This is a genomic window from Nocardioides sp. Z21_20, assembly GCF_059766585.1.
This window is the reverse complement of record NZ_JCBAJX010000001.1, coordinates 351,976-377,285: the sequence shown is the minus strand read 5'-3', so window position 1 is coordinate 377,285 and position 25,310 is coordinate 351,976. Positions and strand designations below refer to the sequence as shown.

At 72.1% G+C, this 25,310-nt stretch carries 25 protein-coding genes; 14 read left to right on the top strand and 11 right to left on the bottom strand.

Annotation, left to right across the window (positions count from 1 at the left end; all coding sequences use genetic code 11):
* Window positions 1-22 precede the first annotated feature (22 nt).
* Window positions 23-1,375 carry an MATE family efflux transporter gene (locus AC6EH9_RS01875; protein WP_498419994.1) on the bottom strand — a complete coding sequence of 451 codons (1,353 nt, stop codon included), beginning with the start codon at window positions 1,373-1,375 and terminating at the stop codon, window positions 23-25.
* Window positions 1,376-1,917: 542 nt separating this feature from the next.
* Between AC6EH9_RS01875 and dnaB the strand changes: the two genes are divergently transcribed.
* From dnaB to AC6EH9_RS01855, 4 genes are all read left to right on the top strand, one after another.
* Window positions 1,918-3,294 carry a replicative DNA helicase gene (gene dnaB / locus AC6EH9_RS01870; protein ID WP_498420605.1) on the top strand — a complete coding sequence of 459 codons (1,377 nt, stop codon included), beginning with the start codon at window positions 1,918-1,920 and terminating at the stop codon, window positions 3,292-3,294.
* Between the two features lie 89 nt (window positions 3,295-3,383).
* The gene (locus tag AC6EH9_RS01865; RefSeq protein WP_498419992.1) at window positions 3,384-3,902 is read left to right on the top strand and encodes a hypothetical protein; all 519 of its coding nucleotides are present in this window, start codon (window positions 3,384-3,386) and stop codon (window positions 3,900-3,902) included.
* Complete coding sequence (locus AC6EH9_RS01860; RefSeq protein WP_498419991.1) at window positions 3,899-4,195, top strand: transcriptional regulator; 297 nt, start codon at window positions 3,899-3,901, stop codon at window positions 4,193-4,195. The genes AC6EH9_RS01865 and AC6EH9_RS01860 overlap by 4 nt, the downstream gene beginning before the upstream one ends.
* A 44-nt stretch (window positions 4,196-4,239) precedes the next feature.
* Window positions 4,240-4,632 (top strand): hypothetical protein, encoded by a 393-nt coding sequence (locus AC6EH9_RS01855; RefSeq protein WP_498419989.1) that lies wholly within the window; start codon window positions 4,240-4,242, stop codon window positions 4,630-4,632.
* A gap of 39 nt (window positions 4,633-4,671) precedes the next feature.
* On the opposite strand, the gene AC6EH9_RS01850 is transcribed toward AC6EH9_RS01855, so the two are convergent.
* On the bottom strand, window positions 4,672-5,148 hold the full coding sequence (locus AC6EH9_RS01850; RefSeq protein WP_498419987.1) for a hypothetical protein: 477 nt from the start codon (window positions 5,146-5,148) through the stop codon (window positions 4,672-4,674).
* A gap of 94 nt (window positions 5,149-5,242) precedes the next feature.
* On the opposite strand from AC6EH9_RS01850, the gene AC6EH9_RS01845 reads away from it, so the two are divergent.
* Window positions 5,243-6,619, top strand: coding sequence for a hypothetical protein (locus AC6EH9_RS01845; protein ID WP_498419985.1), 1,377 nt, complete (start codon window positions 5,243-5,245; stop codon window positions 6,617-6,619).
* A 49-nt stretch (window positions 6,620-6,668) separates the two neighbouring features.
* Here the strand turns inward: AC6EH9_RS01845 and AC6EH9_RS01840 are convergent, their stop codons facing one another.
* A complete protein-coding gene (locus AC6EH9_RS01840) occupies window positions 6,669-7,349 on the bottom strand; it encodes a DUF4396 domain-containing protein (RefSeq protein WP_498419983.1) in 681 nt (226 codons plus the stop codon).
* 223 nt (window positions 7,350-7,572) lie between these two features.
* Between AC6EH9_RS01840 and AC6EH9_RS01835 the strand changes: the two genes are divergently transcribed.
* The 4 genes from AC6EH9_RS01835 (at window position 7,573) to AC6EH9_RS01820 (ending at window position 10,661) form a co-directional block, all read left to right on the top strand.
* Window positions 7,573-8,145, top strand: a complete 573-nt coding sequence (locus AC6EH9_RS01835) for a class I SAM-dependent methyltransferase (protein WP_498419981.1) — start codon at window positions 7,573-7,575, stop codon at window positions 8,143-8,145.
* Between the two features lie 111 nt (window positions 8,146-8,256).
* Window positions 8,257-8,937: a class I SAM-dependent methyltransferase gene (locus tag AC6EH9_RS01830; protein WP_498419980.1), complete on the top strand. Its 681-nt coding sequence runs from the start codon at window positions 8,257-8,259 to the stop codon at window positions 8,935-8,937.
* A gap of 102 nt (window positions 8,938-9,039) precedes the next feature.
* Window positions 9,040-9,432, top strand: a complete 393-nt coding sequence (locus AC6EH9_RS01825) for a YciI family protein (protein ID WP_498419978.1) — start codon at window positions 9,040-9,042, stop codon at window positions 9,430-9,432.
* Window positions 9,429-10,661 (top strand): RNA polymerase sigma factor, encoded by a 1,233-nt coding sequence (locus AC6EH9_RS01820; protein WP_498419976.1) that lies wholly within the window; start codon window positions 9,429-9,431, stop codon window positions 10,659-10,661. The genes AC6EH9_RS01825 and AC6EH9_RS01820 overlap by 4 nt, the downstream gene beginning before the upstream one ends.
* A gap of 67 nt (window positions 10,662-10,728) precedes the next feature.
* Here AC6EH9_RS01820 and AC6EH9_RS01815 read toward each other — a convergent pair whose 3' ends face one another.
* Both AC6EH9_RS01815 and AC6EH9_RS01810 read right to left on the bottom strand, forming a co-directional pair.
* A complete protein-coding gene (locus tag AC6EH9_RS01815; protein WP_498419974.1) occupies window positions 10,729-12,915 on the bottom strand; it encodes an Ig-like domain repeat protein in 2,187 nt (728 codons plus the stop codon).
* Window positions 12,916-12,932: 17 nt separating this feature from the next.
* Complete coding sequence (locus AC6EH9_RS01810; protein ID WP_498419972.1) at window positions 12,933-14,612, bottom strand: hypothetical protein; 1,680 nt, start codon at window positions 14,610-14,612, stop codon at window positions 12,933-12,935.
* Window positions 14,613-14,831: 219 nt separating this feature from the next.
* On the opposite strand from AC6EH9_RS01810, the gene AC6EH9_RS01805 reads away from it, so the two are divergent.
* Entirely contained in the window at window positions 14,832-15,215 is a 384-nt protein-coding gene (locus tag AC6EH9_RS01805) for a VOC family protein (RefSeq protein WP_498419970.1), read from the top strand.
* A gap of 124 nt (window positions 15,216-15,339) precedes the next feature.
* On the opposite strand, the gene AC6EH9_RS01800 is transcribed toward AC6EH9_RS01805, so the two are convergent.
* From AC6EH9_RS01800 to AC6EH9_RS01785, 4 genes are read right to left on the bottom strand one after another with little or no spacing between them, the layout of a single operon-like run.
* Window positions 15,340-16,011, bottom strand: coding sequence for a class I SAM-dependent DNA methyltransferase (locus AC6EH9_RS01800; RefSeq protein ID WP_498419968.1), 672 nt, complete (start codon window positions 16,009-16,011; stop codon window positions 15,340-15,342).
* Window positions 16,012-16,043: 32 nt separating this feature from the next.
* Window positions 16,044-18,425 carry an ATP-binding cassette domain-containing protein gene (locus AC6EH9_RS01795; RefSeq protein WP_498419966.1) on the bottom strand — a complete coding sequence of 794 codons (2,382 nt, stop codon included), beginning with the start codon at window positions 18,423-18,425 and terminating at the stop codon, window positions 16,044-16,046.
* Between the two features lie 7 nt (window positions 18,426-18,432).
* Window positions 18,433-18,846 carry a VOC family protein gene (locus AC6EH9_RS01790; protein WP_498419964.1) on the bottom strand — a complete coding sequence of 138 codons (414 nt, stop codon included), beginning with the start codon at window positions 18,844-18,846 and terminating at the stop codon, window positions 18,433-18,435.
* Between the two features lie 10 nt (window positions 18,847-18,856).
* On the bottom strand, window positions 18,857-19,336 hold the full coding sequence (locus AC6EH9_RS01785; protein WP_498419962.1) for a helix-turn-helix transcriptional regulator: 480 nt from the start codon (window positions 19,334-19,336) through the stop codon (window positions 18,857-18,859).
* A gap of 150 nt (window positions 19,337-19,486) precedes the next feature.
* On the opposite strand from AC6EH9_RS01785, the gene AC6EH9_RS01780 reads away from it, so the two are divergent.
* On the top strand, window positions 19,487-19,864 hold the full coding sequence (locus AC6EH9_RS01780) for a hypothetical protein (protein ID WP_498419961.1): 378 nt from the start codon (window positions 19,487-19,489) through the stop codon (window positions 19,862-19,864).
* A 26-nt stretch (window positions 19,865-19,890) separates the two neighbouring features.
* Here AC6EH9_RS01780 and AC6EH9_RS01775 read toward each other — a convergent pair whose 3' ends face one another.
* A complete protein-coding gene (locus tag AC6EH9_RS01775; protein WP_498419959.1) occupies window positions 19,891-20,061 on the bottom strand; it encodes a hypothetical protein in 171 nt (56 codons plus the stop codon).
* A gap of 124 nt (window positions 20,062-20,185) precedes the next feature.
* Here AC6EH9_RS01775 and AC6EH9_RS01770 point away from each other — a divergent pair, with 124 nt between their 5' ends.
* Complete coding sequence (locus AC6EH9_RS01770; RefSeq protein ID WP_498419958.1) at window positions 20,186-20,605, top strand: YciI family protein; 420 nt, start codon at window positions 20,186-20,188, stop codon at window positions 20,603-20,605.
* Complete coding sequence (locus AC6EH9_RS01765) at window positions 20,578-21,858, top strand: RNA polymerase sigma factor (RefSeq protein ID WP_498419956.1); 1,281 nt, start codon at window positions 20,578-20,580, stop codon at window positions 21,856-21,858. The genes AC6EH9_RS01770 and AC6EH9_RS01765 overlap by 28 nt, the downstream gene beginning before the upstream one ends.
* 39 nt (window positions 21,859-21,897) lie before the next feature.
* Here AC6EH9_RS01765 and AC6EH9_RS01760 read toward each other — a convergent pair whose 3' ends face one another.
* Entirely contained in the window at window positions 21,898-22,122 is a 225-nt protein-coding gene (locus AC6EH9_RS01760; protein ID WP_498419954.1) for a hypothetical protein, read from the bottom strand.
* 417 nt (window positions 22,123-22,539) lie between these two features.
* Between AC6EH9_RS01760 and AC6EH9_RS01755 the strand changes: the two genes are divergently transcribed.
* Window positions 22,540-25,287: an immune inhibitor A domain-containing protein gene (locus tag AC6EH9_RS01755; protein WP_498419953.1), complete on the top strand. Its 2,748-nt coding sequence runs from the start codon at window positions 22,540-22,542 to the stop codon at window positions 25,285-25,287.
* Window positions 25,288-25,310 lie beyond the last annotated feature (23 nt).

The window sequence follows — 25,310 nt, the reverse complement described above, 5'->3', positions numbered from 1 at the left end:
ACCGGCCCGGCTGGCCCGGGGCTCACGCGCCGGTGACCATCCAGACGTCGCCGCGGGCCCGATGCACCAGCACCACGCAGCGCATCCCCATGAAGACCAGGCCGAAGGCCGCCCAGAGCCAGACGAGGTGCCCGAGCGCGCCGGCGGTCAGCAGCGCGACCGGCGCGTAGACGAGCAGTACCAGCAGGCCGCCCCAGGCGAGGTAGGCACCGTCCCCGGCGCCGATCAGCACGCCGTCGAGGACGAACACGACGCCGGCGATCGGCTGGGCCAGGGCGGCGACCACCAGGACCGGTACCAGCAGGTCGCGCACGGCCGGGTCGGAGGTGAACAGCTGGCCCAGCACGGGGCTCAGGGCGGCGAGCAGGAGCCCGGTCAGCACGCCGCCGGCCACTCCCCACTGCACCATCCGCCGGGTGAGGGCCCGGGTCCCCGCGGTGTCCCCGGCGCCGAGGGCTCGCCCGGTGAGTGCCTGGGCGGCGATCGCGATGGCGTCCAGCACGAACGCCAGGAAGGTCCACAGGGTCATCGCCAGCTGGTGGGTGGCCAGGTCGACGGCGTCCTGCTCGCCCGCGGCGTCCCCGACGGCCAGCAGCGTCACGGCGTACGTCGTCACGAGCAGGGCGGCGCGCAGGGTGAGGGTGCGCACCACCAGGGCGACGGCGGCGTGCGCGGCGGCGCGGATGCCGGGCAGGTCCGGGCGCAGCGAGGCCCCCTCGCGGCGCGCGCCGGCCACCACGACGCCGACCAGGAGGGCGGCGCTGACCAGCTGGGCGATCACCGAGCCCCAGGCGGAGCCCGCCAGGCCCAGGGCGGGGACCGGTCCCGCGCCGTACACCAGCAGGAGGTTGAGCAGGACGTTGAGGACGTTGCCGACCACGGCGACGACCAGCGGGGTGCGGGTGTCTTGCAGGCCGCGCAGCACGCCGGTGGAGGCGAGCATCACCAGCAGGGGCGTGGTGCCGAGGAAGGCGATGCGCAGGTAGGTGGTGGCGTGGTCCTCGACGACGGCTCCGGTGCCGAAGAGTCCGACCAGGGGGCCGGTCAGCAGGACCCCGAGGACGGTGGCGACGACGCCGATCGCGATGGCCAGCCAGACTCCGTCGATCCCCTGGGCCAGCGCGCGCCGCCGGTCGCCGGCGCCCAGGTGGCGGGCCACTGAGGCCGTGGTGCCGTAGGCCAGGAACACGCACAGCCCGACCACGGTCTGCAGCACGACCCCGGCGACCCCGAGCCCGGCCAGCTCGGCGGTGCCGAGGTGGCCGACGATCGCGGCGTCGGCGAGCAGGAAGAGCGGCTCGGCGACCAGGGCCAGGAAGGCCGGCACCGCAAGCCTGAGGATCTCCCGGTCGACCGGAGGGGACGCCGAAGTCATGGTCAGCAGTCTAGACACTGTAAGGGGCAAGTATCCGAGTTGCCTCTGTCCTCTGGACAAAACCGGAGCCTGTGTGTAACTGACCCCTTCCTGTGGAATTTCCGACGCGCACCAGCCGTCGACCACCCGCGTTCGGCGTGTCGCGGGCGTGTTGGGGAGAGGAATCCCACTCGGCAGCAAATTCTTTTGCTCCACAGCCCAAACCCGGTGTTTCCGCAGGTCAGAGCGGTGTCTGCGATGGTTGCCGCGAAGTTGTCCACAGGAAGCTCCCCAGGCTGTGCACACTTCGCCGCGTGTCGTCCACGGGCAACCGGTACTTATCCACAGGACCTGTGGATAAGCCCCTTTTGCTGGGGGTCCGCGACCCCGTAGCGTCCGAGCATCCAGTGGGTGCCGTCAGGCGGAGCCGAGGTGTGTCGGCGGCCCCGGCTAGCGTCCGGTGACGACCCGATCCGGGCGCCTCGCCATACGCTTCACCCCCCAGCAGGAGGCTTCGCATGAGCACGACCGAGCACGACACGCGCGGTCTGCAGGAGCCTCCCATGGAGGACTGGGGAGACGGCCCGGCGGCCTTCGAGCCGGGCGACTCCCCGCGCCGCGGCGGCATGGATCGCACCCCGCCGCAGGACAACGCCGCCGAGCAGAGCGTGCTGGGCTCGATGCTGCTCAGCAAGGACGCGATCGCCGACGTCAGCGAGGTGCTGCGCGGCACCGACTTCTACCGCCCGGCGCACGAGATCATCCACGACGCGATCGTCGACCTCTACGGCCGCAGCGAGCCGGCCGACCCGGTCACCGTCGCGGCCGAGCTCCAGCGTCGCGGGGAGCTGCAGCGCATCGGCGGCGCGCCGTACCTGCACACGCTCTCGGCCAACGTCCCGATCGCGGCCAACGCCGGCTACTACGCCGAGATCGTCCGCGAGAAGGCGATCCTGCGCCGCCTGGTCGACGCGGGCACCAAGATCGTGCAGATCGGCTACGCCGGGGAGGGGCAGGTCGACGACGTCGTCGACCAGGCCCAGGCCGAGGTCTTCCGGATCACCGAGAAGCGCTCCTCGGAGGACTACGCGCCGCTCTCGGACATCATGGAAGGCGTCCTCGACGAGATCGAGGCGATCTCCAACCGTGACGGCGGCGTCTACGGCGTGCCGACCGGCTTCGCCGACCTCGACGAGCTGACCAACGGCCTGCACTCGGGGCAGATGATCATCGTCGCGGCTCGTCCCGCGATGGGGAAGTCGACGCTCGCTCTGGACCTGTGCCGGGCGGCGTCGATCCACAACAACATGACCAGCGCCTTCTTCAGCCTGGAGATGACACGCTCGGAGATCACCATGCGGCTGCTCTCGGCGGAGGCCAAGGTCCCGCTGAACCACATCCGCAACGGCAACATGAACGACGACGACTGGGCCAAGCTCGCGCGCAAGATGGGCGAGGTCTCCTCGGCGCCGATGTTCATCGACGACAGCCCCAACATGACGATGATGGAGATCCGGGCCAAGGCGCGCCGGCTCAAGCAGAAGCACGACCTGAAGCTGATGGTGATCGACTACCTGCAGCTGATGAGCTCGGGCAAGAAGGTCGAGTCGCGCCAGCTCGAGGTCTCGGAGTTCTCCCGGCAGATCAAGCTGCTCGCCAAGGAGCTCGAGATCCCGGTCATCGCGCTGTCCCAGCTCAACCGTGGTGCCGAGCAGCGCGCCGACAAGCGCCCGATGGTCGCCGACCTGCGTGAGTCCGGCTCGATCGAGCAGGACGCCGACATGGTGATCCTGCTGCACCGCGACGACGTCTACGAGAAGGAGTCGACCCGCCCGGGCGAGGCCGACCTGATCGTGGCCAAGCACCGTAACGGCCCGACCCGCGACATCGTGGTGGCCTTCCAGGGTCACTACAGCCGGTTCGTGGACATGGCGCACTGAGCGGGGGCGGCGCCTGCCGCGCTGCCGTCGAGCCGCGGGGGCCCGCCGTGATGCTTGCCATGTGGGCAAGTGGAGGCTAACTTGCCTATATGGCAACCAACGATTTCGGACCGGGCGACCCCGACTCTGCCCGTGCGAGAGGTGATGTGGAGGGGGCTCGACGAGACCTCCGGGACCTGGACGACGTCCGGGCTCGTTTCGGCCGGCGGCTGGCCACGCCGTGGTGGTACAAGGTCGTGGCGGCCCTGATCGTGGCTGCCCTCTTCGCCGGCGCGGGCATGCCGTACGCGAGCGGGTCCTTCGGCTCCTTCGGCACCGGTGTCTTTCTGGTGGTGCTCGCCGTCGCGGTGGGGCCGGTGCTCTTGCGAGAGCTCCTCAAGCGCAGCACGGGCGCCTCCCTCGACCGCTACAGCAACGGGTGGACGCTTCCTTCGATGGCGTTGATCGCCTTGCTGGTGGCCTGCGTATCCCTCCAGGCCTTCGCCAACATCGACCTGGCGCCACTGGCTGGTGCCGGGGTAGGGGCCGTCTTCACCTACCTCTACGAGCAGTGGACCGACCGGCGTCTTGTTCGTGGGGAGTTCCCCGTCGGGAGTGCTCAGGCGTGAGCAACGCTCCCAAGTTCGACGAGGTGATCCATGCCCGCAACAGGCTGCACATCTGTGCGCTGCTGGCCGAGGTGGATTCCGTCGACTTCGTCACCGTGCAGGAGACGCTCGGCGTCAGCGACTACGTCGTCAGCAAGCACGTCAAGGTCCTCGTGGACGCCGACTACGTGCGCCCCCACAAGGAGAAGCGGCAAGGCCGGGCGCGGACGTGGCTGAGCCTCACCGACACCGGTCGGACGGCACTGGACGCCCACCTCGCCGAGCTGCGTCGGATCACCGGACTCGGAGACTGAGGTCGTCGTGCACCACGATCCACAACTCCTGTTTGACTGTGGTCGTGCTGACGCTCCTCGATGAGCACCGGGCGACGATCCGGGCCCCGCGACCGCTCGTGTGGGCGTCGGTCCGCGCGTTCGCCGTCTCCCTGGCGGCGTCCGAGCATGCCGTTCTGGGCCGGGTGCTGGGCACGGTCCCGCGTTCGGGGTTCGCCCTGGACGGCGAGGTGGAGGGTCGGCAGGTCGCGCTTGTCGGTGAGCACCGCTTCGCCCGCTACCGCCTGCTCTTCGCGGTCGACGACGAGGTGGGCGGCGCCACGACGCTGAGCGTGCGGTCCTACGCGGCCTTCCCGGGCCGGCGCGGCCGCCTGTACCGCAGCCTCGTGGTGGGGACCGGCGGCCACGTGCTCGCCGTACGGCGGATGATCCGGGCGGTGCGGCGCGGCTGCGGGTAGTGCTCCTCGGCTGAGGCCCGCGGGCGGCCACCGTGGCGCTCAGCTCGCCGTGCACCGCCCGTCGGTGGCCCGCACGGCCATCCTCTGGGCACCGTCCTCCTCACGCGTGACCACCACGGCGAGGCACATGGTGGGGCCGCCGTCCCGGGCGCGCAGCGTGACGTCGTACGCCGTCTCCTGCCGCTCGGCGGTGTTGGGGCCGGTGTCGACGCGTGCGGCCAGGTCGACCGGGTGGCCGAGCTCGGCCCCCACCTGACGGCGCAGCTCCAGCGCCGGCAGCACGAAGGTCTCTCCGTCGAGCCGGTCGGCGACCCGCTCGACGGCGTCCGCCAGCTCGCCCTCGGAGGTGGTGAGCTCGTCCCAGGTGAGGAAGGCGAGCGCTACCACGGCGAGCCCCGTCAGGAGCCAGGGGACCAGCAGGAGCCGGGACCGGGGGCCGCGGCGGGCCGCCCACGTGCCGAACGCCGCACTGATCAGCAGCCCGACAACGAGAGCCCAGCTCCACCAGAGGTTCACTGCCTGTGTCTACCCTGCGGCCGCAGGAGGAAACGTGGCGTTTGGAGACGCCCCGGTGGGGCAGGAGACCGCCAACCTCACGGATGGACCTCACATGACCGCTGCCAGCTACGCCAACCTCGACACCCTCGTCGGAGAGCTCAAACGCGCCGCCATCGACGCCTACATGGTCGGGCAGGGCTGGGACCTGCGCGACGGCAAGTACAACATGAGCTCGTCCAGCAACTCCTACGACGTCACCCGCCCGGGAGCCGACGGCAGCGGGGGCGGGGACTGGGACTGGAACGGCTTCTTCGACATCGGCGACGAGGGTCAGGATGCCAAGTGGCAGGGGGCCTTCGACACGATCCGCTCGCGCATCGACGACGCCATCGAGCCCTGGCGCGACCTCGCCGACCCCGACGGCATCGCGAGCCTCGTGGAGAGCATGCGGTTGGTCAACGGGCGTCTGTCCGTCGGGGGCGTGGGCGCCAACGGGACCGTCACGGGCGGCGGGACGATCGCGGGCAACCTCAACCTCGCCCTCGAGAACTCCGATGCGATGGCCGGGGGCATGATCACGGCCTTCAAGGCCAACTTCATGTCGCAGCTCGGGCGCGCGACCGGCGGTCTGCACGCCGTCACGGTGATCCTCGGCGGCTTCCTGGCCGCCGAGGAGAAGATCTGGCGTGGCGCCGAGGAGTCGGTGGCGAGCATCGTGGCTGCCGCGCGCGACAGCTGCCGCAGCATCGCCGAGGGCGGCGGAGTCGACTGGGACGTGGTCCTCAAGGTCGGGGGGTACGCCGTGGCCGGGGCGACGATCTTCGCCTCGGGCGGCGCCAAGGCCGCCATGGAGGTGGCCGGCCTCGGGCTGAAGATCCTCGACGAGGGGGTCCCCAGCCCGAAGAGCACGACGAAGTCGCCCGCCGACGACTACGACTCGGTCCTCGGTGCCTACGAGAAGGCGCTGAGCCAGCTCAACACCGAGATCACCACCGAGGAGCGCAGCCTCTCGACCAACCTGACCACCAACCAGCAGCAGATCGAGGCCCAGAAGGCCTCCTACGACCTGAGCCGGCCGCCGATCATGGACATCGACGACGGCAGCGACCTCGGTGAGATCCGGGTCGACAAGGTCCTGGCCCTGGAGATCACCGGCACCTACCTGCCCAACGTGGCCGAGGAGCTGCTCGCCGCCAAGAACGACCTCTGGGACGTCTCGCAGCTGAGTGCTCTGCAGCGCGACGACTCCCTGGGTTACGGCGGGACGTCCGGACCGAGCGCCCAGTTCCACGAGCTGCGCTGGCTGCTCCAGGAGCTGCTGGGCAACCTGGGGACCGAGACCAAGTACGCCGCCAAGTCCCTCGACCTCGGCATCAAGGACATCGGCGAGGCCGACACCGGTGTCAGCGACGCCCTGGAGAAGCACTCGAACAAGGTGCGCGAGCGGGGGATCGGCAAGCCGGGTGGTGCCTTCGACCCGTGGAGCTGACCGGGCGACGAACGTGCGCAGGACCGCCCGCGTGGTGAGGGCGTCGCGCTCAGGCGACGAGTGACGACTGCGCGTGCCCGCCGTCGTCCCCGGTGTCGCGATCCCCGTCGGCGCCGAGCTCTGCGGCGGTGGCGACGACCAGGCCGCCCACCATGAAGGCGACGATGAGCGCGACCAGGGTGGAGGTGGGCAGGGTCGGGATCAACCGGCGGGCGCCGGTGGGCTCGGTGCTCGTGGCCTGGAGTCCGTGCGTGAGCGCGTGCCCCTTGCCGCGTGCCAGCAGGTAGCGGTTGACCGGATAGGCCGCGAGGAACGCCACGGCGAGGGCGATCATCATCGCGACCCAGAACACGACGTTGACCAGGCCGGCGTCCATCGCCCCGGGGATCAGCGCCATCACCGCGTTGTCGACGACCTCCATGGTGGCGATGGAGAGGGTGTCGGCGGCCAGCACGAGGGTGAGCGCGCTGGTGAGGCCGAGGCCGGCCTTGAGCAGCGGCAGGGTGGACAACCCGTAGCCGAAGAGGAACGCCAGGCCGACGGCGAGCACGATCGTCCACCCGGCGCTCAGCCCGATCGCGGTGCCGATCATCAGGCCCGCGATCTCCCCGATCGCACAGCCCGTCAGGCAGTGCAGCGTCGCGCTCAGCGCCATCGCGCGCGAGCTCATCGCCGCGTGGTCGTGGGCGCCGTGCGGGCTGTGGTGGTGCCGGTGGTCCGTCGGCTTCATGACCGTCCAACGGATACCCCCCAGGGGTAATTCCCGCGCCGCTCGGCTCCCGCCGTACGAGGTGGCGTCGCAGGGGACTGGCCACGCGAAACCCGCACTTCCCACGCGTTCCTTCATGTGGGAAGCGCGGGTTTCACGAGTTAACTCGTGAAACCGCAGGCCCCAGCAGCCCCAGCAGCGTGTGCCCGCGCGCGGCGTCGGCGCCGCCTCCTACGGTGTCGCCATGACGCGCGAGCTCTGGGACCGAGAGGCCGCCTGCTTCGACGACGAGGCGGACCACGGCTTGGCGGACCCGCGCACCCGCCGGGCCTGGCGTGAGCTGCTGCTCGGGGTGCTGCCGGCCGCCCCGGCGCGCGTCGCCGACCTCGGTTGCGGCACCGGGACGCTGACCCGGCTGCTCGCCGACGCGGGGTACGACGTGGACGGCGTCGACTTCTCGCCCGCGATGCTCAGCCGGGCCCGGGCCAAGGTGCCGGAGGCGGCGTTCACCCTCGGCGACGCCGCGGCGCCGCCCCTCGAGCCCGAGGCGTACGACGTGGTGCTGAGCCGGCACGTGCTGTGGGCGATGCCCGACCCGGCGGACGCCGTGGCCCGCTGGGTCGGCCTGCTCCGCCCGGACGGGATGCTGCTGCTCGTCGAGGGACGCTGGGGCACCGGCGCCGGACTGAGCGCCGCCCAGGCGGAGGACGTCGTGCGCAGCGTGCGCGGGGAGGTGACGTTGCGCCACCTGCCCGAGCGGGTCTACTGGGGCAGGGACATCCAGGACGAGCGCTACCTGTTGGTCAGCCGCACCTGAGCCGGCCCGGTTTGCCGAACCGGCAGACCCGAACTTCCCGATCCGGCGCCGTCCCCTCAGGCTGGAGGCAGCGGCATCGATGATGTCGAGGACGAACGAGAGGTACCCCCGATGAGCGAGCACCAGCACGAGCACCAGAACCAGGACCAGCACGAGCACCAGCACGAGGACCAGGCCGCCGCCTTCTTCGAGCCCGAGGGCTGGGAGGAGCGCTACACCGGCGAGGAGAAGATCTGGAGCGGCAACCCCAACCCGCAGCTGGTCGCCGAGGTCTCCGCGCTGTCCCCGGGCACCGCGCTCGACGTCGGCTGCGGTGAGGGCGGCGACGTGATCTGGCTGGCCCAGCACGGCTGGCAGGTCACCGGCGCCGACTTCTCCGCCAACGGCCTGGCCCGCGCCGCCCGGCACGCCGAGGAGGCCGGCGTCGCCGACCGCACCGACTGGTGGCAGGTCGACGCCCGCACGTTCGAGGCGGGCGGGCGCACCTTCGACCTGGTCACCACCCACTTCCTGCACCCGCCGGACGGCGGCATGGTCGAGGTGACGCGGCGGCTGACCGAGGCGGTGGCGCCCGGCGGGCACCTGCTGGTGGTGGGCCACGCCCCCTCCGAGGAGTTCACCCACCTCAGCGCCAGCCAGCATCGCGCGATGTTCCTCGCCGAGGACCTGCTCGGGGCCCTGCCCGACGACTTCGAGGTGCTGGTGGTCGAGCAGCGGCCCCGCTCGACGGTGCGCGACGGCGTCCACGTCGACATCGCGGACTCCACGCTTCTCGCCCGCCGTACCGGCTGAGCCTGCGAGGGTGGCCGGGTGATGTCGACATCGGCGGTTCCGGTTCCGACGTACCGGTGACGGCGGGACGGACCCGTCGCGGACCGTGAGGAGCACGAGGCCATGAAGTACGTCCTGCTGATCCACTCCCACCCCCAGCCCTGGGGACACCCCACCGGGGACTACGTCGCCGAGCTCCAGGCACTGCCCGCCGAGGAGCGCAAGCGCCTCGACGACGCCTTCGAGGCCGAGCTCACCCGCCTGCAGGAGAACGGCGAGCTCGTCGGCGGCGAGGCGCTCGGCGACGCCGCCGCGGCCCGGCTCTACCGCTGGGGCGACGACGGCCCACTGGCCACCGACGGGCCCTACTCCGAGACCAAGGAGCACCTGGCCGGCTTCTTCCTCATCGACGTCGAGAGCCAGGCGCGCGCCGAGGAGGTCGCGGCCGCCTTCTCCGGACCCGGTGAGACCGTCGAGCTGCGCCCGACGATGTGGCCCGGGGGCGACGAGGGGTGAGCCGCACTCGCGTCGAGGGCGTGTGGCGAGCCGAGTCGCCGCACGTCCTCGCCGCGCTGCTGCGCCGCCACGGCGACCTCGCTGACTGCGAGGACGCCGTCGGCGAGGCGGTCGAGGCCGCCCTCGTCCAGTGGCCGGCCACCGGCGTGCCGCGAGACCCCCGGGGATGGCTGATCCGCGTCGCCTCCCGCCGCCTGGTCGACCGGGTCCGCGCCGAGACCGCGCGCACGCGCCGCGAGCAGCGCGCCGCCGCCCTGGCCGTGCCTGCTCCACGGGCGCCTGCCAGCGAGGCGGACGACTCGCTGCGGCTGATCCTGCTGTGCTGCCACCCGGCGCTGAGCCGTGCGTCGCAGGTCGCGCTGACGCTGCGCTCGGTGGCCGGACTCGGCGTCGAGGAGATCGCCGCGGCCTACCTCGTCCCGGCGCGCACGATGACCCAGCGGCTCACCCGGGCCCGAGCCACGCTGCGTGCGCACGGCGCCCGGTTCGAGCTGCCCGACGACGCCGAGCTCCCGGCCCGGGTCGCGGCGGCGCTGGACGCCTGCTACCTGACCTTCAACGAGGGCTACACGCGCACCTCCGGCGGCGCGCTCGTCGACGTCGACCTCTCGGGCGAGGCGATCCGGCTCACCCGGCTGGTGCTGCGCGCGATCCCCGGCCACGCCGAGGCCGCCGGAGCCCTCGCGCTGATGCTGCTCACCCAGGCGCGGGCGTCCGCGCGGGTCGACGCGCGCGGTGACCTGGTGCCGCTGGCGGAGCAGGACCGCGGCCGCTGGGACCGCGACCTGATCGCCGAGGGGGTGGCCCTGCTCGAGGCCACCCTCCCGCGCGGCCACCTCGGGCCCTACCAGCTGCAGGCAGCCATCGCGGCCGTGCACGCCGAGGCCCCGACGTACGACGTGACGGACTGGCCGCAGATCGCGCTGCTCTACGCCCGGCTGCACGACCTGGCGCCCGGGCCGGTGGTGACTCTGAACCGGGCCGTGGCGGTGGCGATGGTGCGCGGGCCCGAGGCCGGCCTGGAGATGGTCGGCCCGCTGCTCGCCGACCCGGCCCTGAAGGGCCACCACCGGCTGCACGCCGTGCACGCGCACCTGCTGGAGCTCGCCGGCGACCCGGCGGCGCCGGCTGCCTACCGCCGGGCGGCCGGCCTCACCCGCAGTCGGCCCGAGCAGCGCTACCTCAACAACCGCCTCACCGCCCTCACCCGGAAACGAACCAGCGGGTAACTGGAGGTTCCCACGCACCAGGTGAGTGCGATCCTCCAGTTACCCGCCGGTAAGGGGGGCGGCCGGGTTAGCGGGCGCGCAGGGTGACGGTCGGGGAGGGGGCGGTGGTGGGCGAGCCGAGGTAGCGGACCCGCACCACGGCGCCGGTGCGCACCCGGCGCGGCCAGGTCACCCGCACCCGGCCTCGGGCGGCGGTGGTCACCCGGACGACCCGCTTCACCGCGCCGACCTTGATCCGGACCCGGCCGGCGGCCTGCCCGCCGTTGTCCAGCCGGCCCAGGACGACCCGCACGACGGCGGGCGTGCCGCGGCGCACGGTGACCCGCGGGGTGCCGGCCAGCGCGGCCTTGCGCACCCGCAGCACGATCGCGGCCGACGGGGCGCTCGGCTCGCGCTCCGCGTCGCCCAGGTAGCGGGCGCTCACCCGGTGCCGGCCCACCGCCAGGCGCCGGGGCAGCGCCACGGTGGCGCTGCCGTGCTGCACCGTCGCGCGCGCCACGCTGCGCCCGTCGACGAGGACCTCGACGTCACCGGTGAGGGTGTGGTCCACGCGCACCGTGGCCGTGACCGCGGCGCCGCCGTAGCCGACCTCGGTGCGGCTCAGCGCCACCGTGGGGGCCACCGTGGGGGCCGCCGGCTCGGGGGCGGTCTTCGCAGCGCCCAGCAGGTAGGCCGAGACGGCGTTGCCGCCCCCGGCGACGACGTCGTCGGTGCCGTTGCCGTCGAGGTCTCCGGCCGCGCCGAGGGCGGAGGGCCGGCCCTCGCCGAGGAGCTGGCCGGCCTCAGCCGGCAAGGACGCCAGGCTGACCCGGTCGGTGGTGGCCGAGCCGTGCACCAGCCAGGTGCCCTGGCTGCCGCTCTGGGCGCCGATCAGGATCTCGGGAGCGTCGTCGCCGGTGACGTCGGCGATCGAGCCGACCGTGAAGCCGGCCTTGTCGCCGTCGCTCGCGCCGTCGATCCAGTAGCCGCGCCGGCTCGCGCTGGAGCCCGCGCAGGTCGGCTCGCTCGCGCCGTCGGCGCAGGTGAAGACCGTGGCGCCGGCCGCGGCCGGGTCGACCAGCACGGTGGCCGTCGACCGCGCGCCGAGCACCACCGCGGCTCCTCCCGAGCGCGGGGCGCCCGCGGTGGAGACGCCGTCGGCGCCCACGACCACGTCGGCCAGGCCGTCGCCGTCGACGTCGCCGGCCGGCGCGACCGAGACGCCCAGCCGGTCACGTCCGCGCGCCGGGCCGCGGATCTCGAAGCCGCCCTCGCCGAGGTCGGCCAGGTCGACCTGCCGCGCCGCCTCGGCGCCGCCGAAGACGACGTACGCCGCGCCGGCCACGGGGGCACTCGCGCCCCAGGGCGTGGCGGTGTAGCTCGACATCACGAAGTCGTCGACCCCGTCGCCGTTCACGTCGCCGCCCGCGGCGACCGAGCCCAGCCGGTTGTTGGCGGCCGCGCCGTCGACGGTGAACAGCACCCGCGCGGCGTCGGTGGAGACGTCCACGTTGCGCACGCTCTTGCTGCCGGCCACGACCCAGACCCGCCCGGAGTTGGCGCGGCCATCGCGGTCGGCGAGCAGGTCGACGATGCCGATGTCGTCCAGCCCGTCGTCGTCGAGGTCGCCGACCGCGCCGACGGCGAACCCGAAGTTGTCGCTGGCTCCGTCCAGCACCGGCTGGCCCTGCGCGTCGGTCTTGAGCGCGGCGCCGGGGTCCTTGATCACGAAGCCGCGGGCGCCGAGGTGGTCGAGGTCGATGCTCTGCAGGTCCCGGTCGCCCAGGATCACGTGCACCGACTGGTAGTTGCGGCTGCCGGAGCCGAGCGCGAAGTCCTCGATCCCGTCGCCGTTGACGTCGCCGAGGCAGGAGGCCGACCAGCCGACCCAGGCGCCGCCGGTGACCTCGAGCGACGGCCCGTCGATGCGGCGGGTGCGGGCGGCGTCGTAGTCGGCCACGTCGCCGCCGGTCAGCTCGTCGCCGCCGAGCAGGACGTAGCCGGCGCCGGTGTCGACGTAGCCGGGGCGGTCCCAGCCCCAGTCGCCGACGATGACGTCGTCGCGGTTGTCGCCGTTGACGTCGCAGGCGGTACGGCTGAGCGCGGTGCCGAAGGTGCCGCCGGTCTCGCCGGCCCAGGTGACCTCGGTGACGGGCAGGGGAGTCCCGGCGGCGGAGGGGGCCGCCTGGGCGGGCCACGACACGAGCGTGGCCGCGGTCAGGGCACCGACCGCCAGCAGGCTGGCGCGGCGCACGGAGGGGGGAGTGGTGCTCACAGGTGTTCCGTTCGGGGTCAGTTGGGGGCGTGGACGCCGTTGGAGGTGCCGTCGGCAGCCTTGGCGTGGTCGGCGTTCGCGTCGAGCTTCTGCGACGCCAGCGTCGTGCCGGTTCCGGTGGCGGTGCCGGGGACCAGGTGCTGGGCGATCAGGCCATGACCCGGCGTGGTGGTCGCGTTGGCGCCGTACGGGTCGGTGTAGAGCCGGGGCGTGCTCACCGAGGCCGAGACGTAGGCCTGGTTGAGGTAGAAGTCGCGCTGGGAGCCGGAGAACGGCGAGCGCGGGTCGCGCCAGTCGAACGGCTCCTGGTCGCCGACCAGGCTCCAGGGGTGGGCGGTCGCCGGGTTGGCGCCCCAGGCCAGGTCGAGGGTCCGCGCGACGCCGTTGGAGGTCGCCGTGCTGAGCGCCGGGTCGTAGTAGCGGCTGGGGTTGCGCACGCCGAACCACGGGTCGTGGAAGGCGAGCACGGTGCCGTCGGCCGCGGTGATCTGGGTGCTCGACTCCCACAGCTCGTAGATGCCCCACTGGGTGGCCGTCTCGCCGGTGGCGTGGGCGGTGACGCAGCCGGCGTCGGGGATGATCCGGCGTCCGCCGGTGCCGTCCGGCAGCTTGGACCCGACGGTGGTCACCGCGGTGGCCGGCGCGCACGAGCGGTGGAACTCGTTGGGGTCACCGAAGCGGGTCAGCCCGGTCGAGATCAGCTCGGTGCCGTCGGTGCAGCGGGTGGCGAAGAACGACTCGTGGGCGTTGTTGCTGGTCGCGTCCGGGCTCCAGCTGCCCTGGTGTTGCTTGATCAGGTAGTCGCAGACCACCGGCTTGCCGGCGGGGTCGAGCAGCCAGTCCCGCTCGGCGGTGAGCAGCTTGACGTCGTTGGCGACGAAGACCTTGTGGCCGCCGTTGTCCTCGTGGCGCATGGCCATGCCCGCGTGGTGGTGGCCGTAGTCGGCGAGCGCCTCGCTCACGTAGCCGAAGGGCAGGCCCTTGGCCGTGGTGCCGCCCTCGGGGGCGTAGAAGTCCGTGACCCAGTCATAGATGTCGGAGGTGGCCGGGTCCGTACCGTGCTCGTGGCCGAACGTGCAGAGCTCACCGGTGGCCGGGTCCACGACCTGGGCCGGGTGCCAGGTCGGGTAGATCTTCTGGTCCGGGCCGACGGCCTGGTAGCTGGCGTGCAGCTCGGCGGTGCAGGTGTCGTACGCGGTGGGCGTCCAGTTCCGCTCGCGGTAGGCGATGGAGTACTCGCGCTGGGGCTCGGGCTGGGGCGTCGGCTGGGGCGTGCTGGCGCGGGTCAGCGTCACCACCCGGGTCAGGGTGCGCGCCGCTGGCCGCTGCTGGCGCACCTTGAGCGTGGCGCGCAGGCTGCCGCTCTTGGTCAGCCGGGCGAGCTGGCCGGGGCGCAGGCGCAGGGTGACCGACGCGGTGCGGCCCGCGCGCACGGTGAAGCGCCGCGTCGCGGTCGAGCGCTGGCCGGTGGTGCTCTTCGAGGTGAGGCGGGCGGTGCCGGCGCAGACCCGCTTGCCGGCGCAGCGCAGGGCCACGCTCACCTGGCGGTCGTCGCCGACCGTGCGGTCGACGGTGCGGATGCGTACGCCGTTGTCCGGCCGGGCGGAGGCCGGTGCCGGCGTGAGCAGGCCGGCCAGGGCGACGGCGAGGGCGAGGGTGAGCAGGAGCGGTGAGGAACGAGGGCGTCCAAGGGACATCAGGGCATGACTCTCTGAGGGGATGGGTTGAGGGGTGATGCGGCCGGCGCGCCCATCCGAGGCGCGCGAAGGAAGGTTAGCCTAACCAAACTTTCTGCTCCGCTGTGCGCCGATCTCACTCCGGTGGAGGGGTGACGCGGGCGCGCCTGTGGGGCACGCTGCTGGTTCGGTCCGGTCACCGCCGGTCGGACTGGACGGACCGCCGCCGAGGAGCCCGCCGTGAAGATCACCTCCACCGCCATCTCCCTCAACGTCGCCGACGTCGAGGCGTCCGCCGGGTTCGCCCGCGACCAGCTCGGCTTCACCGAGGCGATGTCCGCCGAGGGCTTCGTGTCGCTGTCCCACCCGACCGCTGGGGTGAACGTGATCTTCCTGCGCACCGGGCTGGAGAGCTTCCGGCCGCCGGAGATCGCCGGCCCGGCCGGCCAGGGCACCCTGCTGGTCTTCGTCGTCGAGGATGTCGAGGCCGAGTTCGCCCGGATCGCGGCCAGCGGGGCGCGGGTCGTCACCGCGCCCGAGACCGAGCCGTGGGGCGAGCGCTACTGCCAGTTCGCCGACGGCAACGGGCTGGTCTGGCAGCTGGTGCAGTGGGTGGCCGACTGACGGGGCGTCGCCGGGGGTGGGATGCGACCGTTCAGAAGGAAAACGCCGCCCGCCCGGCGGCGCTTCGCGCGTGGAACCGCCGGATCCGTCGGGAGTTTTCCTTCCGAACGGTCGCCGGTCGAGGTCAGGCCGTGTCCGCGCGGGCCAGTACGAACGCCTGGCCGTCCCTCTCCGTGCCCTGGGCCGCGCGCACCAGCCGGCTGACCTCGCGCAGCCCGGCCGCCCGCACGTGCGCCGCGATCTGGTCCGGCGGGTAGCAGTGGCGCTCCAGCCGGATCTCGTGACCGAGGCGCCGATAGGCCTCCGACACGTCGCGGCTGCCCTCGCCGGTCTGGAAGCCGACCAGCAGGTGGCCGCCGGGGCGCAGCACCCGCGCCGCCTCGGTGAAGATGCCCGCCACGTCGCCCGGCAGGGTGTGGATGATCGAGTACCAGAGCAGGACGCCGGCGAACTGGGCGTCTCGGTAGGGCAGCCGGGTCACCGAGCCCACCGCGCACGCCAGGTCGGGATGCGCGCGGCGGGCCATCCCCACCATCCCGGGCGACAGGTCCACCCCGTCGACCCGGCAGCCGCGGTCGCTGAGGTACCGGCTCATCCGGCCGGCACCGCACCCGGCGTCGAGGACGCGCGGCTCAGCCTCCGCCGTCACCGCGGCGACGAACGCGTCGACCATGGCCAGGTCGAGCGCCGCCTCGGCGCGGGTGTCGGGCAGGTGGCGGGCATAGTCGCGCGCCACCGTGTCGTAGGCGGCCCGGACGCCGCGCAGATCCGCGGAACCCGACGCTGAGGACGTCATCCTCGGATGATGACACGGGCGGGGCGAGGCCGTCAGCGGTGCGCCGGCTCCCCCACGTAGGTCGCCAGGTGCTCGCCGGTCAGGGTCGATCGGCCGGCGACCAGGTCCGCGGGGGTGCCCTCGAAGACGATCCGACCACCCTCGTGGCCGGCCCCGGGGCCGAGGTCGATGATCCAGTCGGCGTGCGCCATCACGGCCTGGTGGTGCTCGATCACGATCACCGATCTCCCGGAGTCGACGAGGCGGTCCAGCAGCGCGAGCAGGTTCGCCACGTCGGCCAGGTGCAGGCCGGTGGTGGGCTCGTCGAGGATGTAGACCTCGCCCTTCTCCGCCATCTGGCTGGCGAGCTTGAGCCGCTGTCGCTCGCCGCCGGACAGGGTGGTCAGCGGCTGCCCGAGGCTGAGGTAGCCCAGCCCGACGTCCTCGAGCCGCGCGAGGATCTTGTGGGCCGCCGGCGTGCGCGCCTCGCCCTCGGCGAAGAAGGCCGCGGCGTCGGTGACCGACAGGTCCAGCACGTCGGCGATGTTCTTGCCGCCGAGGGTGTACTCCAGCACCGCGGCCTGGAAGCGCCGGCCCTCGCACTCCTCGCACGGCGACTCCACGGTCGCCATCACCCCGAGCTCGGTGAAGATCACCCCCGCCCCGTTGCAGGTCGGGCAGGCGCCCTCGGAGTTCGAGCTGAACAGGGCGGGCTTCACGCCGTTCGCCTTGGCGAAGGCCTTGCGGATCGGCTCGAGCAGACCGGTGTACGTCGCGGGGTTGCTGCGCCGCGAGCCGCGGATCGCGCCCTGGTCGACCACGACCACGCCGTCGCGCCCGGCCACCGAGCCATGGATCAACGAGCTCTTGCCGGAGCCGGCGACCCCGGTGATCACGCACAGCACCCCCAGCGGGATGTCCACGCTCACGTCCTGGAGGTTGTGGGTGGAGGCCCCCTTCACCGAGAGCCGGCCGGACGGGGAGCGCAGCTCCTCGCGCAGCGTGGCCCGGTCGTCGAAGTGGCGCCCGGTGACGGTGTCGCTGCCGCGCAGCCCCGCCACGCTGCCCTCGAAGCAGACCTCGCCGCCGCCGCTGCCCGCGCCCGGACCCAGGTCGACCACGTGGTCGGCGATGGCGATCGTCTCGGGCTTGTGCTCGACCACCAGCACCGTGTTGCCCTTGTCGCGCAGCTGCAGCAGCAGCTGGTTCATCCGCTCGATGTCGTGGGGGTGCAGCCCGATCGTCGGCTCGTCGAAGACGTAGGTGACGTCGGTCAGCGACGACCCCAGGTGGCGGATCATCTTGGTGCGCTGGGCCTCGCCGCCCGACAGCGTCCCGGCCGACCGGTCGAGGGAGAGGTAGCCCAGCCCGATCGCGGTGAACGAGTCCAGCAGGTGCTGCAGGCCCGTGAGCAGCGGCGCGACCGACGGCTCGTCGAGGGCCCGGACCCACTCGGCGAGGTCGCTGATCTGCAGCTGGCAGAGCTCGGCGATGTTCCTGCCCTCGATCCGCGAGGACAGGGCCTCGGGCGTGAGCCGGGTGCCCTCGCACTCGGGACACCGCTGGAAGGTCACTGCCCGCTCGACGAAGCGGCGCACGTGCGGCTGCATCGCCTCGGGGTCCTTGGACAGCATCGACTTCTGGATCTTCGGGATGATCCCCTCGAAGGTCAGGTTGATGCCGTCGACCTTGAGCTTGGTCGGCTCGGCGTAGAGCATCGTGTCGAGCTGCTTCTTGGTGAACTTCTCGATGGGCTTGTCCATCGGCAGCCCGGCGCCCTCGAACAGCCGCCCGTACCAGCCGTCCATGGAGTAGCCGGGGATGGTCAGGGCGCCGTCGTTGAGCGACCGGCTCGCGTCGTAGAGCGCGGTGCGGTCGATGTCGCTGACGTTGCCCATGCCCTCGCAGCGTGGACACATGCCGCCCAGGTAGACCTGCTCGCGGACCACGCTGCGCTCGACGTGGGTGCCCTTGTCGGTCGACATCACGCCGCTGGCCCGCCGCGTCGGGACGTTGAAGGAGTACGCCGTGGGCGGGCCCACGTGCGGCGACCCGAGCCGGCTGAACAGGATGCGCAGCATCGCGTTGGCGTCGGTGGCGGTGCCGACCGTCGAGCGCGGGTTCGCGCCCATCCGCTCCTGGTCGACGATGATCGCGGTGGTCAGCCCCTCCAGCCGGTCCACCTCGGGGCGGGCCAACGTCGGCATGAACCCCTGCACGAAGGCGCTGTAGGTCTCGTTGATCATCCGCTGTGACTCCGCGGCGATGGTGGCGAAGACCAGGGAGCTCTTGCCGGAGCCGGAGACCCCGGTGAACACCGTGAGCCGGCGCTTGGGGATCTCGACGTGCACGTCCTTGAGGTTGTTCTCGCGCGCGCCCTGCACCCGGATCAGGTCGTGGCTGTCCGCCGGGTGCTGCCCCGTCGTCGTGCTCATGGAGCCCCTATCTCACGTGGTTGATGCGGATCAGGTTGCCGGAGGGGTCGCGCACGGCGCAGTCGCGGATGCCGTAGGGCTGGTCGATGGGCTCCTGGACGATCTCGGCGTGCTCGCTGGCTTGCAGGCGGGCGAAGGTGGCGTCGAGATCGGGGGTGGCCAGGGTCAGCATGGCGTAGGTGCCCTTGGCCATCATCTCGCTGATCACCCGCCGCTCCTCCTCGGTGACGCCGGGGTCGGCGACCGGAGGGTGCAGCACCAGGTTCGTGTCCGGCTGGCCGACCGGGCCGACGGTGAGCCAGCGCAGGCCCTGGTAGCCGACGTCGTTGCGCAGCTCGAAGCCGAGCAGGTCGCGGTAGAACGCCAGCGCGGCGTCCGGGTCGTCGTGGGGGAGGAAGGCGGAGTGGATGGTGAGGTCCATGCCGGCCACGCTAGGGACCTCCCGGGCCGTGCGCTTCTCGATTCCTGACCGGTCTGGTCCGGATCGGGCGGGTGGCCCGCTGCGCGACGCAGGAGGGCATCCCCTCGGTCGTGCGCCCCGCCTCTCGGCGATAGGTGCTCGGCGGCATCCCGACCAGCTCGCTGAACCGGGTGCTGAACGTGCCGAGCGAGGAGCAGCCGACCGCGAAGCAGACCTCGGTGACCGACAGGTCGCCACGGCGCAGCAGCGCCATCGCGCGCTCGATGCGCCGCGTCATCAGGTAGGAGTACGGCGACTCCCCGAACGCGCGACGGAACTCGCGGCTCAGGTGGCCCGCGGACATGTGGGCGCCGCGCGCGAGCGCCTCCACGTCGAGCGGCTGCGCGTAGTCGCGGTCGATCCGGTCCCGGACCCGGCGCAGCGTCACCAGGTCCCGCAGGCGCTGGGCCTGGGCCGGGGTCTCGGCGGGCCTCGCGTTCACCTCACGCATCGTGCCACGCGGCGCGGGCAGAAGGCACGTGCCGGACCGGTAGTGTCGCCGAACATGCCTCGATCCCACTCTGTCGCTGTCCCCTCGGCCGCCGTCCCTTCTGCCGCCGTCCACGCTGCCCCGGCCCGCTCGCGCCTGCGACTGACGCTGGTGACCTCGGCGCTGACGTCCGTCCTCGCCGCCGGGGTGCTCGTCGCTCCGTCCGCCCAGGCCGCCTGGGGCACCTCCCTGACGGTGCACGGCGCGAAGGTCCAGGTCTGCAAGGTGCCGCTGGCCGGCGGCGACCTGCGGGTCAAGGTCCGTCTGGACAACCGGGCGGCCAAGCACGCCCACATCGCCATGGTCTACCGCTACCGCGGCAACCAGCAGACCCAGACCCAGGTCAAGGTCCGCGCCCCGCGCGGCGCGTGGTCGGGGGTGAAGGCACTGCGGCTGAAGCGTGGGGACGTGGTCGGGACCGGCATCTCCGAGGTCACCGTCGGCGGCCTCGGCGGCTCGATCAGCAGGTCGTCCATCCCCCGCTGCTGATCGCCCGCCTGGGCGACCGGCTGAGGCTAGGGCGTGGGCGCGTCCGCGGACCTGCCCGCCTGGTTGGTCTCGCACTCGGTGTTGGTGCACACCCGGTCGTCCACGGTCCCGTCCGGGTCGCCGGGGCCGGGGGTGCGGTGGCTGCGCAGCCGGACCTCGCTCCCGCAGACCACGCACGGCTTGTTGTCGAAGTACATCTGGGCTCCTCTGCCTTGTCCCTGAGGTGATGCGCGAGGTGGACTGTCGGTGTCGATTCTCGCGTCCCCCGTTCGACCTTGGGTGGAGAGGGTCCACCCCGGGCCCCGGACACAGGAGCAGACCATGAAGTACATGCTGATCATGCGCGCCGACGACGAGTCCATGGCGGCCTTCGAGAACGTCGACTTCGACGAGATCCTGAACACCATGGGGCGGTTCAACGACGAGATGGTCTCGGCAGGCGTGCTGGTCGCGGCCGAGGGCCTCGACGACGCCGCCAAGGGAGTGGTCGTCGACTACGCCAGCCAGCCGCCGGTGGTCACCGACGGCCCGTACGGCGAGACCAAGGAGCTCTTCGGCGGGTTCTGGGTCCTCGACGTGGCCTCGCAGGAGGAGGCGGTCGAGTGGGCCAAGCGCGCGCCGATGGCCGGCCCCGGCATGAAGACCGAGATCCGGCGCGTCGCCAGCATCGACGAGTTCCCGCAGGACAACGTCTGGGTCCAGAAGGAGCGGGCATGGCGCGAGGCGACCGGCCAACTGTAGACACCCCGCGCCGCGGCCGGGACGCCGTCGAGGCGGTGTGGCGCATCGACTCCGCCCGCATCGTCGGCACCCTGGCCCGTTACACCGGCGACTTCGCGCTGGCCGAGGACCTGGCGCAGGAGGCGCTCGCCGAGGCGCTGGTCAGCTGGCCGCGCGACGGCGTCCCGGGCAACCCGACCGGCTGGCTGCTCACCGTCAGCCGGCGCCGCGCCATCGACGCCTTCCGGCGCCGCGCGGCCCTCGACGAGCGCTACGCCGCCCTCGCCCGGGCCGGTGAGGGCGACGGTCCGGGCCCGGACGACGTGCCGTGGGATCCCGACCGGATCGACGACGACGTGCTGGCGCTGATGTTCGTCGCCTGCCACCCGGTGCTCCCCCGGGAGGCTCAGGTCGCGCTGACCTTGCGCGTGCTCGGCGGCCTGACCAGCGACGAGATCGCTCGGGCCTTCCTGGTCCCCACCGCCACGGTGCAGGCCCGGATCACCCGCGCGAAGAAGACGCTCGCGGCCGCCCGGATCCCGTTCGCCGTCCCCACGACCGAGGAGCGGCGCGAGCGGCTCGGCTCGGTGCTGAGCGTGCTCTACCTGCTCTTCACCGAGGGCGCCTCGGCGACCGGCGGCAGCGAGTGGATCCGCCACGACCTGGCCCGCGAGGCGATCCGGCTGACGCGGATCCTCGCTCGGCTGGTGCCCGACGTCGCCGAGACGCACGGGCTGTTGGCGCTGCTGGAGCTCACCGCGGCTCGCTTCCCCGCCCGGCTGGACGAGGACGGCGAGCCGGTGCTCCTCGAGGACCAGGACCGGCGGCGCTGGGACCGCAGCGCGATCGGCCGCGGCCGCGCGGCCCTGACCCAGGCCGGGCAGACCGGTCGCGGCCTGGGGGCGTACGGCGTGCAGGCCGCGATCGCCGAGTGCCACGCGGTCGCCGGGTCGGTGGCGGCCACCGACTGGGCGCGGATCGTGCTGCTCTACGAGATCCTCGGGCACCTGGCACAGTCGCCGGTCGTGGACCTCAACCGTGCGGTGGCCGTGTCGATGGCACAGGGTCCGGCCGCCGGCCTGCGGATCGTCGACGAGCTGGCCGCCGCAGGCGCTCTGCCCGGGTCGCACCTGCTCCCGAGCGTGCGGGCCGAGCTGCTCACCCGGCTGGGCCGGGTCCAGGAGGCGCGGACCGAGCTCGAGAGCGCCGTGCGCCTGTGCGTCAGCGAGCCTGAGCGACGGCTCCTGCGGCGCAAACTCGTCGACGGCCGCTGAGCCGGCGACGGTGTGCTGCGGCGTACCCCTGGGGGCGGATCAGCCGCAGCAGGCGGGGCGGAACGTCGGGAAGACGTCCTCGGCGTGGTAGATGAGCGTGCCGTCGTCCACCATCTCCCAAAGAGTGGCCAGGACGTGGGCGCGCTCGAAGTGGAGCTCAGCGAGATCGGTGAGGATCTCCATCTGCGACCAGGAGCCTTCGTGGATCGCGCGGAGCACCGCGTCCCTCAGGTCGACCTGGGTGTGCTGGGCGGCAAGCGACAATGCGTTCTCTCCCCTTCGTCGAATGGCGTGGGCTTGCACCTCCATTGTCGACCCGGAATCAAGTCCGGCGCCCGGGGCCCCCGCACTGCCCGCTGTGTGACGAACGCATGACGTTTTCCCGCATTCGGTGGATCTTCGCCAAGTTGTCCGGCTTCCGCTCTCCCCAAGCGCGAATTCCTGGTGCAGACTGACGCGGCACGACTCGGAGGCAGCACGACCCGGAACAACCGCCGGATCATCTCCGGCGTGTTCTCGGGCGCATCGGTCCTCCTTGCGCTCTTCCGCCCGTCCCCGCCCGCTGATCCGGGCCGAAAGGGGGAAGAGATGGCTCACCGTCGTAGCGGTGCCTCTCGTTTCCGTCTGGCCGTGGCTGCCCCAGCCCTGGCCCTCGTCGTGACCGGTCTCGCATCGACCGGCGTGAGCACCAGTGCCGCTCCATCGCAGGACGACACGACGAGCCCCACCGACGCCCCAGCGGTGTCGGAGAGCTACATCAACTACGTCGCACCCCAGGTCGAGAAGGCATTCGGGTCCGACTCGCGCGTCCGCAAGGGCGCCAAGGCCGCCGCCCAGCGCGAGGAGGCCATCGCCGAGGCGATGAAGTTCGACGCCAAGCATGCGCAGGGCAACCCGGTCGCCGCCCGCGAGCTCGCGCGGCTGGAGGCGAAGTCGATCCGCACCGGCAAGTCGCCGCACTACTTCAAGTCCCGCTTCAAGAAGGCCAAGAAGACCCAGGAGGCCAAGCTCCTGACGATCCTGGTCGAGTTCAACGAGCAGGCCAACGACGACTTCACCGACGTCATGGTCCCGACCGAGTACGGCGCCACCGAGTGCCAGCCCGGATCGGTCCAGAACGGGCCGCTGCACAACAACATCGAGAACCCGGCCGAGGGCAGCATGCCCGACAACAACTCGATGTGGGTGGAGGACTTCTCCTCCGAGCACTACAACAAGATGCTCTACACCGAGCGGGGGATCACCAAGCGGATCCGCCCCGACCTGCGCGGCCCCGACGGGCGCAAGGGCATCGACATCTCCGGCTACACGATGAAGAACATGTACGAGGAGATGTCGCAGGGCGCCTACACCGTCGACGGTGAGGCCACCCCGTGGGTCAAGGTCGACCACTCCGAGGGCTGGTACGGCGCGTCGGTGTGCCACCCCAACGCGGAGGGCGTCTACGAGGCCGGCGCCGTGCAGGACATGCAGGGCCACCCCGACAACGAGCTCGGCGCGGGCCAGCTCCCGATCGACGCCGTGGCCGCGCTGGCCGAGTCCGACCCCGACTTCCCGTGGGCCGACTACGACATCGAGGACCAGGGCGACCGCGACGGCGACGGCAACTACTACGAGCCCGACGGCGTCATCGACCACGTCGTGCTGGTGCACGCCGGTGCCGACAAGTCCGGCGGCGGCGGCACCGAGGGCACCTACGCGCTGTGGGCGCACTCCTCGGCCGTCCCCGGCGGTGCCAGCATCCCCGGCACCGACCTGCGGCTGTCCAACTACATCGTGCAGCCCGAGGACTCCGGCGTCGGCGTCTTCGCCCACGAGTACGGTCACGACCTCGGTCTGCCGGACCTCTACGACACCGCCAGCGGTGGCGACTCCGACGTCGACTTCTGGGACCTGATGTCGTCCGGCTCGCACGCCGGCCCGATCTTCCAGTCGATGCCCACGCACATGGGCCTGTGGGACAAGTACATGCTCGGCTGGGTGGACCCGCTCGAGGTCAACCCCGGGGACCGCTCCCGGACGGTCCTGGTCGGCCAGAACTCGCGGCCGCTCAAGGGCACCCAGGACGGCGTCAAGATCAACCTGCCCGACAAGACCCTCACCCTGGCCGAGCCGCACAGCGGCGAGAACATGTGGTGGAGCAACAACGACCAGAGCTGGGCGATGAACACCATCACCCGCTCGGTCGACGTCCCGGACGCCGCTGACGCGAGGTTCTGGATGTGGAACAACTACGTGATCGAGCAGGACTGGGACTACGGCTTCGTCGAGGTCTCCACCGACGGCGGGACGACCTGGAGCCAGCTCAAGGTGTACGACGAGGCGGGCGCCGAGGTCAGCACCCCCGACGGCTACCCCGACCCGAACGGCAACCTGGCCTCGATGGGTGGGCGCAAGTACGGCCTCACCGGCTCCTCCGGCGGCTGGCGCCACGACTACGTCGACCTCTCGGCGTACGCGGGCAGCACGGTGCAGCTGCGGCTGATGCAGGCCACCGACGCGGCGTTCACCGAGCGCGGCTGGTTCGCCGACGACTTCTCGCTGACGGCCGGCGGCGAGACCGTCTGGTCCGACGACGTGGAGTCCGGCGAGAACGGCTGGACCGCTCAGCGGGGCACCTTCGTCGACGGGGAGGCGCTGGGCGAGGGCTGGGTCATCGACACCGGCACCAGCTCGCAGGCGCAGTACTACCTGGTCGAGTGGCGCAACTTCGACGGGTTCGACGAGGGCCTGAAGTACGCCTACGACACGACCTACCAGAGCGCGGACGGGTCGTGGAAGGTCGAGAAGATCAAGTACAACGCTCCCGGTGCCCTGGTCTGGTACCGCGACACGGCGTACGGCGACGCGAACCACGTGCTGAACAACCTGACCACGCTGCCCAGTGAGGGCGCCAAGGGTGGTCTGCTGATCGTGGACAGCCACTACGACCCGCTGCGCCGTACCGGTGCCGCGGCCGCGCTGGACCCCACGACGCTGAAGAACGTGCCGTCGCGGGTGCAGTCGTCCAACGCGGCGTTCGGCCTGCAGCGGACCTACTCGTTCCGCGAGTGCGTGACCTCGGCGGACCTGAGCGTCGAGGAGTGCACCTTCTTCAAGCCGCTGCAGGCGGTGCGCTCGTTCACCGACGACCTGGGCTGGTACCCGGGCCTGGAGGTCCGTGAGGGTGGGCAGCTGTTCTACCGCGACGCCGACGCGTCGGTGGTGGTGCCGTCCTTCGGCAACGCGCCTTACTCGACGCGGGTCGTGGACGCCCAGGGCAACCCGTTGCCGGACTACTACGGCCAGAACATCGGCCTGGCGACGCCGCTGGGGACCGGCAACCCGGTCGACGACGGGGTCTCCTACGGCACCCGGGTCACCGTGAAGATGGCCCTGATGGGCAACGAGGCGGCGCTGATCAACATCGTCGCCCCGAAGAAGGGCTGATCGGCACCCGTCGATTCGCTCGG

Excerpts from the sequence above, each read along its gene's own strand:
- AC6EH9_RS01775 (WP_498419959.1), bottom strand. The coding sequence starts at position 20,061 with ATGTACTTCGACAACAAGCCGTGCGTGGTCTGCGGGAGCGAGGTCCGG.
- AC6EH9_RS01865 (WP_498419992.1), top strand. The coding sequence starts at position 3,384 with ATGGCAACCAACGATTTCGGACCGGGCGACCCCGACTCTGCCCGTGCG.
- AC6EH9_RS01840 (WP_498419983.1), bottom strand. The coding sequence starts at position 7,349 with ATGAAGCCGACGGACCACCGGCACCACCACAGCCCGCACGGCGCCCAC.
- AC6EH9_RS01835 (WP_498419981.1), top strand. The coding sequence starts at position 7,573 with ATGACGCGCGAGCTCTGGGACCGAGAGGCCGCCTGCTTCGACGACGAG.
- AC6EH9_RS01875 (WP_498419994.1), bottom strand. The coding sequence starts at position 1,375 with ATGACTTCGGCGTCCCCTCCGGTCGACCGGGAGATCCTCAGGCTTGCG.
- AC6EH9_RS01810 (WP_498419972.1), bottom strand. The coding sequence starts at position 14,612 with ATGTCCCTTGGACGCCCTCGTTCCTCACCGCTCCTGCTCACCCTCGCC.
- AC6EH9_RS01830 (WP_498419980.1), top strand. The coding sequence starts at position 8,257 with ATGAGCGAGCACCAGCACGAGCACCAGAACCAGGACCAGCACGAGCAC.
- AC6EH9_RS01790 (WP_498419964.1), bottom strand. The coding sequence starts at position 18,846 with ATGGACCTCACCATCCACTCCGCCTTCCTCCCCCACGACGACCCGGAC.
- AC6EH9_RS01800 (WP_498419968.1), bottom strand. The coding sequence starts at position 16,011 with ATGACGTCCTCAGCGTCGGGTTCCGCGGATCTGCGCGGCGTCCGGGCC.
- AC6EH9_RS01825 (WP_498419978.1), top strand. The coding sequence starts at position 9,040 with ATGAAGTACGTCCTGCTGATCCACTCCCACCCCCAGCCCTGGGGACAC.
- AC6EH9_RS01770 (WP_498419958.1), top strand. The coding sequence starts at position 20,186 with ATGAAGTACATGCTGATCATGCGCGCCGACGACGAGTCCATGGCGGCC.
- AC6EH9_RS01785 (WP_498419962.1), bottom strand. The coding sequence starts at position 19,336 with ATGCGTGAGGTGAACGCGAGGCCCGCCGAGACCCCGGCCCAGGCCCAG.
- AC6EH9_RS01845 (WP_498419985.1), top strand. The coding sequence starts at position 5,243 with ATGACCGCTGCCAGCTACGCCAACCTCGACACCCTCGTCGGAGAGCTC.
- AC6EH9_RS01765 (WP_498419956.1), top strand. The coding sequence starts at position 20,578 with ATGGCGCGAGGCGACCGGCCAACTGTAGACACCCCGCGCCGCGGCCGG.
- AC6EH9_RS01795 (WP_498419966.1), bottom strand. The coding sequence starts at position 18,425 with ATGAGCACGACGACGGGGCAGCACCCGGCGGACAGCCACGACCTGATC.
- dnaB (WP_498420605.1), top strand. The coding sequence starts at position 1,918 with ATGGAGGACTGGGGAGACGGCCCGGCGGCCTTCGAGCCGGGCGACTCC.